12 protein-coding genes and 1 pseudogene are annotated in these 12,862 nt (G+C 60.5%); 6 read left to right on the top strand and 7 right to left on the bottom strand.

Going from position 1 to position 12,862, the window contains the following annotated elements; all coding sequences use genetic code 11:
* From katA to AO268_RS11725, 3 genes and pseudogenes are all read right to left on the bottom strand, one after another.
* Positions 1-455, bottom strand: a pseudogene (gene katA / locus AO268_RS11735) (catalase KatA); the annotation flags it as partial.
* Between the two features lie 226 nt (positions 456-681).
* The gene (locus AO268_RS11730) at positions 682-1,584 is read right to left on the bottom strand and encodes a LysR family transcriptional regulator (protein ID WP_099168788.1); all 903 of its coding nucleotides are present in this window, start codon (positions 1,582-1,584) and stop codon (positions 682-684) included.
* Entirely contained in the window at positions 1,575-2,471 is an 897-nt protein-coding gene (locus AO268_RS11725; RefSeq protein ID WP_257154367.1) for an oxidoreductase, read from the bottom strand. The genes AO268_RS11730 and AO268_RS11725 overlap by 10 nt, the downstream gene beginning before the upstream one ends.
* A gap of 171 nt (positions 2,472-2,642) precedes the next feature.
* Between AO268_RS11725 and AO268_RS11720 the strand changes: the two genes are divergently transcribed.
* The 4 genes from AO268_RS11720 (at position 2,643) to AO268_RS11705 (ending at position 5,216) form a co-directional block, all read left to right on the top strand.
* Entirely contained in the window at positions 2,643-3,188 is a 546-nt protein-coding gene (locus AO268_RS11720) for a TetR/AcrR family transcriptional regulator (protein WP_236309838.1), read from the top strand.
* Between the two features lie 154 nt (positions 3,189-3,342).
* Positions 3,343-3,720, top strand: a complete 378-nt coding sequence (locus tag AO268_RS11715) for a YybH family protein (RefSeq protein ID WP_099168785.1) — start codon at positions 3,343-3,345, stop codon at positions 3,718-3,720.
* Between the two features lie 10 nt (positions 3,721-3,730).
* Positions 3,731-4,717, top strand: a complete 987-nt coding sequence (locus tag AO268_RS11710) for a zinc-binding alcohol dehydrogenase family protein (protein ID WP_099168784.1) — start codon at positions 3,731-3,733, stop codon at positions 4,715-4,717.
* Between the two features lie 16 nt (positions 4,718-4,733).
* On the top strand, positions 4,734-5,216 hold the full coding sequence (locus AO268_RS11705; protein ID WP_099168783.1) for a YybH family protein: 483 nt from the start codon (positions 4,734-4,736) through the stop codon (positions 5,214-5,216).
* A 109-nt stretch (positions 5,217-5,325) separates the two neighbouring features.
* On the opposite strand, the gene AO268_RS11700 is transcribed toward AO268_RS11705, so the two are convergent.
* On the bottom strand, positions 5,326-7,065 hold the full coding sequence (locus AO268_RS11700; RefSeq protein WP_099168782.1) for a dipeptidase: 1,740 nt from the start codon (positions 7,063-7,065) through the stop codon (positions 5,326-5,328).
* A gap of 154 nt (positions 7,066-7,219) precedes the next feature.
* Positions 7,220-7,846 (bottom strand): hypothetical protein, encoded by a 627-nt coding sequence (locus AO268_RS11695; RefSeq protein ID WP_099168781.1) that lies wholly within the window; start codon positions 7,844-7,846, stop codon positions 7,220-7,222.
* Positions 7,847-7,936: 90 nt separating this feature from the next.
* On the opposite strand from AO268_RS11695, the gene AO268_RS11690 reads away from it, so the two are divergent.
* A complete protein-coding gene (locus tag AO268_RS11690; RefSeq protein ID WP_099168780.1) occupies positions 7,937-8,869 on the top strand; it encodes a LysR family transcriptional regulator in 933 nt (310 codons plus the stop codon).
* A 159-nt stretch (positions 8,870-9,028) separates the two neighbouring features.
* On the opposite strand, the gene AO268_RS11685 is transcribed toward AO268_RS11690, so the two are convergent.
* Positions 9,029-9,436, bottom strand: coding sequence for a PA2817 family protein (locus AO268_RS11685; RefSeq protein WP_099168779.1), 408 nt, complete (start codon positions 9,434-9,436; stop codon positions 9,029-9,031).
* Positions 9,437-9,512: 76 nt separating this feature from the next.
* Positions 9,513-11,960 carry an acyl-CoA dehydrogenase gene (locus tag AO268_RS11680; RefSeq protein ID WP_099168778.1) on the bottom strand — a complete coding sequence of 816 codons (2,448 nt, stop codon included), beginning with the start codon at positions 11,958-11,960 and terminating at the stop codon, positions 9,513-9,515.
* A 202-nt stretch (positions 11,961-12,162) separates the two neighbouring features.
* Between AO268_RS11680 and AO268_RS11675 the strand changes: the two genes are divergently transcribed.
* The gene (locus tag AO268_RS11675; RefSeq protein WP_099168777.1) at positions 12,163-12,822 is read left to right on the top strand and encodes a transglutaminase-like domain-containing protein; all 660 of its coding nucleotides are present in this window, start codon (positions 12,163-12,165) and stop codon (positions 12,820-12,822) included.
* Positions 12,823-12,862: the final 40 nt, after the last annotated feature.

The raw sequence follows: 12,862 nt of genomic DNA, 5'->3' as shown, positions 1-12,862 counted from the left end.
CCGGTGCGCGGGTCGCGTTTGACCGCGTGGTTCAGGTCGGGAAACTTGAGCGGGTCGCGCAGGAAAAACACCGGGGTATTGTTGCCCACCAGGTCCCAGTTGCCTTCTTCGGTATAGAACTTCATGGCAAAGCCGCGGATGTCGCGCTCGGCATCGGCGGCACCGCGCTCACCGGCCACCGTCGAGAAGCGGGTGAACATTTCGGTCTTCTTGCCGATCTCGGAGAAGATCTTAGCCCGTGTGTAGCGGGTAATGTCGTGGGTCACCGTAAACGTCCCGAACGCGCCCGAGCCTTTGGCATGCATGCGCCGCTCAGGAATGACTTCCCGGTCGAAGTGGGCCATTTTCTCCAGCAGCCAGATATCTTGAAGCAGGGCAGGGCCGCGCGGGCCGGCGGTTTGAATATTTTGGTTGTCGACGACTGGAGCGCCAAACGCAGTGGTTAGCTTTTTCATGATCGATTTTCACCATCAGGGCTAATGTAAGCGCCAGCCTTAGCCATCCACCCCAGGAGAGGAAGGGCTTAAGTGCGACGATTGACTGTTGCTCCAGGTCGCAGGCTGCAGCAGCGGCTTGGTCCATGGATGCGTTTGCAAACCTTGAAAAAACTAATGCCATTTGATGTTGATGGGTAGCGTCGCAGGCGAGAGGCAGGCTCCCGTTCTTGAGAGAAAGGCTGGCCTAGGCGTGAGCCGGCAAGGTCGAATGGGTATTCGGCTGTGCCGGATGTTTTATGTGCTGTCGGACAAAATCCAGATAGGTCTGCACGATGGGGGAGGGATGGGGGTGTAAAGGGTGGTGCAGGGTGATCTCCAGCTCGGGGAGCGGGTGATTTTCCAGCAGGGCGACCAATTGATGGTTTTTGATGTGTTCCATGGCCATGAATGGAGGCAGTTCGGTCACGATGTCACCCGCCAGGGCGCGGCTGCACAAATAGGCGTAATCGTTGGTGATTATTGTCGGCTCGGGTTTGAACAGTTCCGTGCCCAAATGCCAGCGAGCCGTGCTGCCTTGGCTCCAGGCGCCACACGGGAAGGTGTGCAGGTCTGTGACCCTGGCGGGCACCCCCAGGCGCTGGAGCAAGGCGGGAGCCGCCACCAGGACGTGGCGGTAGGCGAGCACCCGTTGCGTGTTCGAGGGTTGCTGAGTGCAACGGCCAATGCGCATGGCCACATCAATATTATCTTCGATCAGGTTGATGAGCCTGTCGCTAGTTCGCACTTGCAACACAATGTCTGGGTAACGCTGCTGGAACCTTGAGAGCATCTCCCACCAGGGCTTGAGCGAAGACGGTAAAGAAAGGCACAGGAGCCCTTTGAGCCGGCTCTGATCACTGAGCAAGGCGCGTTCACCATTGGCCATTATTTCAAGGCCCCGCCGGGCGTGCTGGTATAGGCGCATGCCGGCGTCTGTGAGGCATGTGCCTTGCACCGAACGTTGCAACAGTTGCACATTGAGCGCTTGTTCCAGGTCCCGGACCCGACGGCTGACGGTGGCAAGCGGAATACCCAGGCGCTCGGCAGCGGCGCTCAGGCTGCCGCATTGCGCCGTGACCGCGAACATGCGAACAGCATTCAGATCCATGTTGCCGTGGCTGTGGTCTGTGAGGCGCAGAGGCTGAAGGGGGTCGTCATGGCGACGGCATCTGCCAGGCCCTGAAGCAATATCCGTTCGCTGCGCTCGCTATTGAGGTCGGCGCACATGATCAGGGGTTTCTTGAAGGCCGCTCGCAGCCAGCGGCGAAAGCCTTCGGGGTAGGCCGGCCCTGTGCCGGGCATCCATTCAATCACGTGCAGGTAAGCAATGTTGCGCTGGTTGAGTTCCTCGGCCAGGTACAGGGCCATGGCATGGGGCGCGCAATCTTCTCTGTCATTGAGGAGGCCCCAGGGTGACAGGCGCACGCCAATGCGCTCCGCCCCCAGGACCCCGATCAACGTATCCACGATTTCCAGTAGGAACCGGGCCCGGCTCTCCAGTGAGCCTGCGTACTCGTCCTGGCGCGAATGGGGCCCAGTGGCCAGGAATTGCCCAATCAGGGAATGGCTGGCGCCATGGAGCTCAACCAGATCAAACCCGGCCGTCATTGCATTGACGGCGGCGTCCACAAACGCCTGTTGGGTCAGGCGAATGTCTCCCAGCGTCATTTTTCCGGGGCTTGCAGTCGCCACCCGGCCCACATGCCAGAGCTGCGCAGCAATCAGGCTGCCGACTTCATGAAAGGTGTCGGTAATGACTTTCCAGCCGGCAACCTGCCTGGCGCAATAGAGCCCAGGAGTAGAACTGGGGCCCTGCCCCTCGGAGCAGACAGGCACCCCCGACGCAATAACCAACCCAGCCTGCATACTTTGAACGCAGCACGACAGGTTGGGTTGCGATGGAGAGGGCTGCGGGGGGGTAAAAATCATACGGTTTTTCAGGGTCAGGTGCCCGATATCCAGGGGGGAAAGTAAGCGCGTTGTCAACGGGTACATCCTCTGGAACCGCCAGGAAAACGGGGCTATATACATAATGACCACTATGTAATAATTCAGAGGAATGACAGTGTCAATATTTTTTGTAGTGATCGTTAGAATCAGGGGAGAAGCATGGCTGAACGAGGAAGACCTCGCGCCTTTGACCGCGGGCAGGTACTGGAGCAGGCCATGGATGTATTTTGGTTGCGGGGATACGAAGGGGCATCGTTGACCGCGCTGACCCAGGCGATGGAGATCAATCCACCCAGCCTGTATGCGGCGTTCAAGAACAAGGAAGGTTTGTTCCGGGCCGCGCTGGATCATTACCTGACGCATCATGGTGCCTATCGCTACAGCGTCCTGGCAGATGCCCCGACGGCTCGCGAGGGCGTGCAGGCCCTGCTCAAGGAGACCGTCGCGCGGTTTTATCACAGCCATCCACCCCGTGGCTGCCTGGTGGTGTTGGCGGCGTTGTCTGGAACCCCCGAAAGCCAACTGATCCAGGACGAACTCAGCTTGCAGCGCAGAGAAACCCACCGCCTGATCGAGGCGCGTATTCGCCGGGGCCTGCTGGAGGGGGACGTGCCGGTGGGGACGAATATTGAAACGCTGTCGGGTTTCTATACCACCGTCATGTTTGGCCTGAGCGTACAGGCCAAAGACCAGGTTGCGTATGAGCAGATGGTTGCATTTGTGGAGACCGCGATGGGCGTCTGGCCGCCGCTATCGTTGTGACCCTGCAAGACCGCACGACGGCCCCTTACTGTTTTGTCCCTTCCATATATGAAATATAAGTTGTCATTCTGAGTGGTTAATATCCAATTCTGATTGGTAGATAGTGAGGTCACTGGCTCAACGCCGGAACCTTCACATCAATCGGAGCCTCATGATGACGATTAAATCTGTTCTAAGCCTTTATGAAACGGCCCTTAATACCAACGACATCAAGACCATTCTCGACTTGTATGGCAGTGATCCGGTGTTCATGCCTCAGCATGCGCCGGCCCTGGTTGGTCGTGACGCGGTGCAAGCCGGTTACCAACAGGTTTTTGCCACCCTCAAGCTGAATGTCAAGTTCACCATCCACGAGATCGAGGAAGTCGGTAACTGGGCCTGGGTACGCACCTCCTCGGCGGGGATCACGCGCATTCTGGCGGCCGGGCTGGATGTGACCGAAGGCAACAATGAGTTGTTCGTGTTCCGCAATGAACAAGGTAGCTGGAAGATTCATCGCTATCTGTTCGCCACCACTCAACCACGCGCCTGAGGTCATCACCATGAAAGCTTTTGTCATTGAACAAGCGGGCACACCTGATGCCTTGAAGTTGCGAGACATTGCCCCTGTGCAACCCTCCAGTGATGAGGTCAGGATCCGCGTGCGGGCATTGGGCCTCAACCGTGCCGAGACCTATCTGCGTGCCGGGAAAATGGGCCCGATCACCGCTCCCCGAGTGCCAGGGATCGAGGCCGTGGGCGAAGTGATTCATGACCCGTCGGGAACCTTTCGTACCGGCCAGCGCGTGGCGACGGCCATGGGGGGCATGCAGTTCGCACGCCATGGCAGTTATGCCGAAGAGGTGACGGTGTTACGCAGCAACGTGATTTCCCTGGACGGTTCGACGCTGTCATGGGAGGAGCTTGCCGCGTTGCCCGAGGCCTATCTCACGGTCTGGGGCGCACTGGACAAGAGCCTGGCGATTCAACCCGGCCAGACCTTGTTGGTACGGGGGGCGACTTCTTCGGTAGGGATGGCGGCGCTTACCTATGCCAAGGCCCGCGGTCTGAAGGTGATCGCCACGACCCGTTCGGCAGATAACGTCCAGCGTCTGCGTGAGATGGGGGCCGATCACGTGCTGATCGACAATGGCTCGATTGCCGAGCAGGTTCGCCAGTTGATTGCGCAAGGCGTGGATGCGGTACTGGAAGTGGTCGGTGCGGCAACCGTGCGCGACAGCCTCAAGGCCGTGCGCCCATTCGGTGCTGTCAGCGTTATTGGATTGCTGGGGGGCGCGCCGGTGCTGGAGCAATTGAACCTGATGCAGGACCTGCCGGCGGCGGTGAAGTTGAACTTCTTTGGCAGCGGCCTGCTGGGTACGCAGGACATGCCTCTCAAGGACAGCCCCCTGTTGTGGATTGCCAAGGAAATCGAAGCGGGGCGCATGCCGTCAATCCGCACGAAAACCTTCGATTTCGAGCAGATTCCTGATGCCCATCGCTTGATCGAAAGCAATGGGGCTCTGGGCAAACTGGTTGTAAAACTCTGACACTAAGGAGCACATCATGCGTACTTCATTACGGGCCCTGACCTTGGGCGTCTTGCTTCTCCCCGCCATCGCCATGGCGGCTCAACCGGCCCCTGACAAAGAGAACGTGAAAGAGGCCGTTACAGCCCAACTGAACCATTATCAAGCGGCGCTGAACGCCTCGGACCTGGATCAGGTGATGGCGCTTTATGCACAGGACGCGGTGTTCATGGCGCAAAACAGTTTGCCGGCTGTGGGGCGTGATGCGGTGCGCAAGGCCTATCAGCAGGTGTTCGCCGCGATCAAACTCAACATCCGCTTTACGATTGACGAGGTTCGACCGCTGTCAAAGGATTGGGCATTTGCGCGCACTCGCTCCAACGGCACCGCCACGCCGCTGGGAACGGCTCAACCGGCCGGTGCTGAAGGTAATCAGGAAATATTCTTGCTGCATCGCGAGACCGACGGGAAATGGCGTTTTGCACGCTACATTTTCTCTACGACCAACGCTCCCAAGTAGTTGCGAGCGGGGATGGCGATACACAAAAACGCCGCTCGGTTATGAGCGGCGTTTTTGTTGACCGGCGATTTAAGGCAAGTGCAAGAGCCTCGCGGCGCCCATGGTGGGATCAGAGTTTCGGCAACTGCCCGATACGCCCCATCATCTCGGTCACGATCTGCAAGTCCAGCAGGAACTGCTCGGTGGTCTTGAACTCATTGTCGGTGTGGCCGGTGTACTTGGCCTCGGGCCGGGCCAGGCCGAATTGCACGCCATTGGGCAGTTCATGCACCGATGTTGCACCGGCCGACGTACCGAACTCGGGCTTCATGCCCAGGTTTTCGGTGGACACGGCCAGCAGCGCCTTGACCCATTCGCCCTCGGGGTTGCGATACATCGGCGCGGCGACCGAGTAATCGAAGGCGGGTGTAATGCGGGTCTTGCTGCTCCAGGCACTTAGCTTGTCGGCAATTTCTTTTTTGAGGACGTCCGGGGACTTACCCTTTGGTACCCGCAGGTTGACCGCCAGCTTGAAGGCTTTTTCATCCTGGCCAACGAAGGTCAGGGAAGTGGTCAGCGGTCCCATGAACGCATCGGAAAAGCCCACGCCCAGTTTGCCACCCAGGTAATCCAGGCCCCAGTTATCGGCGGCGTAGCGGGCGGCGTCAGTGATTTCGTTATGCTTGAGCGCCACCTTGCCATCCAGGCTGTTAATGAAAACCAGCATCCGCGCCACCGGGTTGATACCCGATTCAGGCTCGGAAGAGTGCGCCGACACGCCCGTAACGGTCAGCTTGACGTCTTTGCCGACGACCTTGGCAGCTACCGTGAAATCGCCACCATTGGCCTTGGCGAACGCAGTGCCGGCCTGCTGCAGGCTGGCGGCCAACTCGGCGGGTTTATCGCTGCGCAAGGTGGCCACCGATGCCGAGGGAATCTGGTTGGTCGCCAGGCCGCCGGTCATTGAGAGGATTTGCGCACCTTTGCCCTCGGCCTTGCGCCTGGCGAAGGTCGCCATGACCGTGCCATAGCCTTTCTCGGCGATCACCACCGGGTAACCGCCGTCCAGCGCCAGGTTGTAGTTCGGCGTCGGGTTGCGTTCAAAGTAGTAAGGAATGGCGTCACCGGTGGTTTCTTCGGTGGTGTCCACCAGCAGCTTGAAGTGGCGTGCCAGTGGCAGGTTTTCTTCCTTGATCACTTTCATCGCATACAGCGTGACCACGATGCCGTTCTTGTCATCCTCGGTGCCACGGCCGTACATGCGGTCGCCAATCAGCGTGACCTTGAACGGGTCGAGGCGGGTGCCGTCGGCCAGTACCCAGTTTTCCGGGGTCACCGGCACCACGTCGGCGTGGGCGTGAATGCCGACCACTTCATCGCCGGCACCTTCCAGGGAAATTTCGTAGACACGGTTGTCGACGTTGCGAAAGTTCAGGTTGAACGCCTGGGCCAGGCTCTTGATCTTGTCGGCGATCTTGATGAATTCAGGGTTGTCGTGCTGGGCGACGCCTTCGACCTGGAAGGTCGGGATGGCCACCAGCTCGCGCAGGGTCTCGGTCGCTGCCGCGCCGTATTTCACCCGGGCATAAAGGCCCAGCAGGCGATGAATCTCGTTTTGCTGGTCGGCCGAAAGGCTCTTGTTGTCGAGAAACGCACTGATGGCCGGGCCGAGGTCAGCGGCTTTGCTCAGTTCGCTCTTGGCCAGGCTGCCCAGGAACGTGCGGAAGTCCTTGATCGAGGCGTCATTGAACGTCTTGAGGATGGTCGCGTTCTGTTGCGGGGTGAGATTGGCCAAGGCTGGCGCGGTAAAGGCGGACAGGCTGGCGACCATCAGGGTGGCGGCGGCCAGGTGCTTGAGGGAAAAATCCATTGCTGGGGCATTCCTTTGCAGGTAGTGAGTGGGAAGTTTCTGTCAGAAACATTTCCGCACACTAGCATCACCTATACGCTGGAGGGGAGCCTCTGGTGGCGGGATGTCCTATCGCAATACGAAAACGCCGCCTGCCATCAAGATGGTGGTGACGTCAGTCCAGGCTGTAACGCACCGACAGCGTGCCCTTTTTCTCCGACAGGCCGAGGATCGTGATCGGGCCGATTTGGGCAAGGGTTTGTACGTGCGTACCGCCGCAGGTATAGGGCGGCAGGTCGCCAAAACCGACCTCACGGGTGCCGCTGTCCAGCGTCATATGGCGTGGCAGGTCTGCGGCGATCCATTGGTTGACCTGTGCCTGCAAGGCATCGGCCTCCATGTTTTGTGCGGCTTCCCCACGGATAAAACTGATCTTTCCTTCACCCGGCCAGTGGTGGGCCTTGATCGGCATCCAGCCCAGGGTTTCACCGGCATTGCCGATCAGATGCCCGGCCGAATGCAGGCGTGTATGCAGGGCGCGGCGTTGCGCATCGACCCGCGCTTGCTGCGGGCCAAGTGCAACGGGTTGATCCACGTAGTGCACGATGCGTTCGGCTTCCTGCACCACTTTCAGCACGTTGCTGTCCCCCAGCCACCCCGTATCAAAAGGCTGGCCGCCGCCCTGGGGGTGGAAAATGGTGGACTGCAGCACCACCGCAAAGTGTTGCTCATAGGGCGTGCACTCCAGCACATCAACATCGGCAACCAGGTGGTCATGGGTGAAAAACAGGCGCTGGGTCATTTTCTACATCCGCATCAGGGTTCTGGATAGCAGTATAAGCAGTGCGCTAATAGGTGATAATCCGCTGAAACTTCAATGGACTTGTGCGTCATGAGCATCAATCTTCCTTTGCCGCTGTTGGGCGAAATGGCGATTTTCGTCAAGGTCGTGGAAACCGGCAGCTTCTCTGAAGCCGCGCGCCAACTGGGGGCTTCGCCATCGGCGGTGAGCCGCAGCATCTCGCGCCTGGAACAGGCCCTGGCCAAACGCTTGTTGCAGCGCACCACGCGCAAGCTGCGCTTGAGCGAAGGCGGCGAAGAAGTCTTCAAGCGCTGCCAGGAGATGGTCAACGCGGCGCGCTCGGTGATGGAAATCAGCGGCCAGTACACCGACGAAGCCGAAGGGCTGGTGCGGGTCAGCGTGCCCAAGGCGGTTGGGCGCTTTGTGGTGCATCCGCATATGCCGGAGTTCCTGCGGCGCTATCCCAAGGTCGATGTGCAACTGATCCTCGAAGATCGGCAGGTGGATCTGATTGATGACAATGTCGATTTGAGCATCCGAATCACCGATAGCCCACCGCCGGGGCTGGTCGGGCGCCAGTTATTGCCGATCGAGCATTTGCTGTGTGCCACGCCGCAGTATCTGGCTGCGCACGGCACGCCGCTGCATCCTCATGACTTGCTGGAGCACAGTTGTATCTACCTGGGCGAAACCCCCGGGGATGCGCGCTGGAAATTGCGCCAGGCTGGCAAAACCGTGACAGTGGGTGTGCGCGGTCGGTATGCGGCCAATCACACGGGGGTGCGCTTGGATGCGGTGCTGCAGGGTGTGGGGATTGGCAGCCTGCCGTACTTCACCGCGCGGCATGCATTGGAGGAGGGGCGGTTGGTGCAGGTCCTGGCGCAATGGGATTTCATTGCCTCGTACCATGGGGATGCCTGGTTGCTGCATTCGCCCACACGCTACCTGCCGCCGAAGTTGCGGGTGTTTATTGATTATCTGGTGGAGTGCATGGCCAGGGAGCCGACATTGCGTCGGCGGTAGGCGCGCGATCGAGAATGTGGAGCAGGTTAGTGTGGGAGCGGGCTTGCCCGCGATGGCTGAGTGTCAGTCGATACATTGGTTGACTGATACACCGCTATCGCGGGCAAGCCCGCTCCCACACAAGCCCGCTCCACATTGGGATCTTTGGTGCTTTTGAGATCAGTGCTTGGGCTGGTCGTTGGACATGGCCAGCAATTGCTTTTCCTGGTTCCAGTCGAACGGCTCGTCGTTCTGTTCAGCTTCAAAGCGGCGTTCTTCCAGGGCCTGGTACAGGTCCAGTTCATCGTCGGGCATAAAGTGCAGGCAGTCACCGCCAAAGAACCACAGCAGGTCGCGGGGGACCAGGTGGGCGATCTGCGGGTAGCGCAGGATCACCTGGCTCATCATGTCCTGGCCCAGGTATTGGCTTTCGATCGGGTCGATGGGCAGCATGGCGCGCAGTTCATCGAAGCGTTCCAGGAACAACGCGTGGCTTTCCTCGGGAACCTGTTCGGCTTCGCCGACGGCAACCAGGATACTGCGCAGGTGGTCGAGCAAGACGAGATGATCGGCAACGACGTTGGACACGAGAGTAAGTCCTCAAAAGCAAAAACGGGCGCGAGAGTATATAGCTCTCGCGCCCGTTTTTATATGACCGCTGGCCTTAGCGCACTCTGCCGGGGGCCTGGGCCAGTTCCTCCTTGCTGAAGTCATCCACGTCGATCACCTTGCGTCGCGCCGCTTCTGCGTCGCGCAGGGTCTGCGCCTCTGCCGGTTGCAGCACGCCAGCTTCCAGTGCGGCATCGATGGCGTGTTCCCCGGCCCGTGGCTTGACCTGTCCGCTCTTGAGGGCCGTGTGCAGTGTTTTTTGCAACGGATGGCTGGCATCCAGCAGGTCGTAGGCATGTTGCAAGGCGCCGACCGGATCTTGTGCCGATTGCGGGCGGTAGCAGCCAGCCAGCAGCTCTTCGAGGGTCGGGTCGCCCTTGGCCCGGCCAATCACTGCGGCGACTTCAGCGTCCAGGGCATCGGACGGGCCTTTATGCCGGCGCCCGAACGGGAACACGATGACGCGCATCAGGCAGCCCAGCACTTTGTTGGGGAAGTTGCTGAGCAACTCATCCAGCGCGCGCTCCGACTGGCCAAGGCTTTCCTCCATGGCCCAGGCAAACAGCGGTTCCAGATGGTCCGGCGAGTCGAGGTCGTGGTAACGCTTGAGCGCCGCCGAGGCCAGGTACATATGGCTGAGCACATCGCCGAGGCGTGCCGAGAGGCGTTCGCGCCGCTTCAGCTCGCCACCCAGCAGCATCATGCTCAGGTCCGCCAGCAGGGCGAACGCAGCGGCCTGGCGATTGAGCGCACGGAAGTAGCCCTGGCTCAAGCGGTTGCCCGGGGCTTTTTCAAAGTGGCCCAGGCCCAGGTTCAACACCAGGGTGCTGGCGGCGTTGCTCACGGCAAAGCCGATATGTTGCATCAGCAGCCCATCGAACTCTTTGAGGGCCTGGTCGCGGTCTTCACGGCCGGCCAGGGCCATTTCCTTGAGCACGAACGGGTGGCAGCGGATCGCCCCCTGGCCGAAGATCATCAGGTTGCGCGAGAGGATATTCGCGCCTTCGACGGTGATGAAGATCGGCGCCCCTTGCCAACTGCGGCCCAGGTAGTTGTTGGGCCCCATGATGATGCCCTTGCCGCCGTGCACGTCCATGGCGTGGCTGATGCACTCGCGGCCGCGCTCGGTCAGGTGGTACTTGAGGATCGCCGAGAGCACCGAGGGTTTTTCCCCCAGGTCGACGGCATTGGCGGTGAGTATCCGCGCGCTGTCCATCAGCCAGGCATTGCCGCCGATACGGGCCAGGGCTTCCTGGATACCTTCAAAGGCGGACAGCGGTACGTTGAACTGCTCGCGCACCTGGGCGTACTGGCCGGTCACCAGGCTGGTGAACTTGGCTGCACCGGTGCCCACCGCCGGCAGGGAGATCGAACGGCCTACCGACAGGCAATTCATCAGCATCATCCAGCCCTTGCCGAGCATCTCCTGGCCACCGATCAGGAAATCCAGGGGAATGAACACGTCCTTGCCGGAGTTGGGGCCGTTCATGAACGCGGCGCCCAGGGGCAGGTGACGACGGCCGATTTCCACGCCGGGGGTGTCGGTGGGGATCAGCGCCAGGCTGATGCCCAGGTCCTCTTCTTCACCCAGCAGGTGGTCCGGGTCATAGGCCTTGAACGCCAGGCCGAGCAGGGTCGCGACCGGCCCCAGGGTGATATAGCGTTTTTCCCAGTTCAGGCGCAGGCCAAGGGTTTCCTTGCCTTGCCATTCGCCCTTGCAGATCACCCCGGTGTCGGGCATCGCGCCGGCATCGGAACCAGCCAGCGGGCCAGTCAGGGCAAAGCACGGGATATCGTCGCCGCGGGCCAGGCGCGGCAGGTAGTGGTTGCGTTGTTCGTCGGTGCCGTAGTGCAGCAGCAGTTCGGCTGGGCCCAGGGAGTTGGGGACCATCACGGTGGAGGCGAGGTCGCCACTGCGGGTGGCCAGTTTCATCGCCACCTGGGAGTGGGCGTAGGCGGAAAAGCCCTTGCCACCGAACTCCTTGGGGATGATCAGGGCAAAGAAGCCATGTTGCTTGATATGGTCCCAGGCCGCCGCCGGCAGGTCCATGGCCTGGCCGATTTCCCAATCGGTGACCATGGCGCACAGCGCTTCGGTGGGGCCGTCGATAAAGGCCTGTTCTTCTTCGGTCAACTGCGCCTTGGGGTAGGCCAGCAGCTTGTCCCAGTCGGGGCGGCCGCTGAACAGCTCGCCGTCCCACCACACGGTACCGGCGTCGATGGCATCGCGCTCGGTCTCGGACATCGGCGGCAATACTTTCTGGAACCAACTGAACAGCGGCGCGGTGAAATACTGGCGGCGCAGGTCAGGCAGCAGCAGCGGGGCGGCGACCACCGCCAGCAGGACCCAGAACACCAGCAGCAACCAGCCCGGTGCATGGCTGAAGGCGCCCATCGCCAACAGATAGACGGCGACCACGCCCAGGGCGGGCAGGGGCGCGGTACGACGGTGTGCCAGGTAGGCAATGCCGAGCACCAGAACCAGTATCCACAACAACAGCATATTCAATCCTCCGTGAAACCAGGGGCAGAAGCACCCTCAGAGCTTAGTCGGCATCCGAAGAAGCGGAGCCCGAGGGTGTTACGTGGTGTGGCGGGAAGTGCTCTCCAGTCACAGGCGGCAGGCGCCGGCATTTGGCCGAATCGTCGTTATCCCTGCGCCAGGCCTGTGGTTAGACTCCAGGCTCGCCTCGGAGAAAATACCCATGAAAGCGTACTTGAGTCCCAGCCGCTTCATCGATAGTGACCACCCCACGGTGGTGGAGTTCGCCGAAAAACATCGCGGTTCGAGCCGTGAGCCCCGTGACCAGGCAGTCAGCCTGTATTACGCCGTGCGTGAAGCGGTGCGCTACAACCCCTACACCTTCAGCCGCGATCCGCAAACCCTGTGTGGCAGCTACGCCCTGGCCGCGGGCCAGAGCTATTGCGTGCCCAAGGCCACCCTGCTGGCGGCGTGCGCCCGGCATTGCGGCATACCGTCGCGCATTGGCCTGGCCGATGTGCGCAATCATTTATCGACCCCGCGCCTGATCGAGCTGCTCAAGAGTGATGTGTTCGCCATGCACGGCTACACCGAGCTGTACCTGGATGAGCGTTGGGTCAAGGCCACGCCGGCGTTCAACCAGCAACTGTGCGAATTGTTCGATGTGTCGCCCCTGGATTTCGACGGAATCAACGACAGCGTGTTCCATCCGTTCAACCGTCAGGGCCAGCGTTCCATGGAGTATGTGCTGGACCATGGGCAATTTGCCGAGGTGCCCGAGGCCTTCTTCTTTGCCCATATAGCGAAATGTTACCCGCATCTGTTTGGCGAGCAGTCGCCGCAATTGTTAGGCGATATGCAGAGCGATTTGAGTCGCGACTGAACCGGCGTATGCTGCTTCGGCATTCATCCACTGGGAGGCG

Source organism: Pseudomonas sp. ICMP 8385 (genome assembly GCF_002699915.1).
Classification (GTDB): domain Bacteria; phylum Pseudomonadota; class Gammaproteobacteria; order Pseudomonadales; family Pseudomonadaceae; genus Aquipseudomonas; species Aquipseudomonas gessardii.
This window is presented reverse-complemented; position numbering and strand designations above follow the sequence as displayed.

Coding starts and splice junctions, on each gene's coding strand:
- AO268_RS11730 (WP_099168788.1), bottom strand. CDS start 1,584: ATGGATCTGAATGCTGTTCGCATGTTCGCGGTCACGGCGCAATGCGGC.
- AO268_RS11725 (WP_257154367.1), bottom strand. CDS start 2,471: ATGTACCCGTTGACAACGCGCTTACTTTCCCCCCTGGATATCGGGCAC.
- AO268_RS11720 (WP_236309838.1), top strand. CDS start 2,643: ATGGATGTATTTTGGTTGCGGGGATACGAAGGGGCATCGTTGACCGCG.
- AO268_RS11715 (WP_099168785.1), top strand. CDS start 3,343: ATGACGATTAAATCTGTTCTAAGCCTTTATGAAACGGCCCTTAATACC.
- AO268_RS11710 (WP_099168784.1), top strand. CDS start 3,731: ATGAAAGCTTTTGTCATTGAACAAGCGGGCACACCTGATGCCTTGAAG.
- AO268_RS11705 (WP_099168783.1), top strand. CDS start 4,734: ATGCGTACTTCATTACGGGCCCTGACCTTGGGCGTCTTGCTTCTCCCC.
- AO268_RS11700 (WP_099168782.1), bottom strand. CDS start 7,065: ATGGATTTTTCCCTCAAGCACCTGGCCGCCGCCACCCTGATGGTCGCC.
- AO268_RS11695 (WP_099168781.1), bottom strand. CDS start 7,846: ATGACCCAGCGCCTGTTTTTCACCCATGACCACCTGGTTGCCGATGTT.
- AO268_RS11690 (WP_099168780.1), top strand. CDS start 7,937: ATGAGCATCAATCTTCCTTTGCCGCTGTTGGGCGAAATGGCGATTTTC.
- AO268_RS11680 (WP_099168778.1), bottom strand. CDS start 11,960: ATGCTGTTGTTGTGGATACTGGTTCTGGTGCTCGGCATTGCCTACCTG.
- AO268_RS11675 (WP_099168777.1), top strand. CDS start 12,163: ATGAAAGCGTACTTGAGTCCCAGCCGCTTCATCGATAGTGACCACCCC.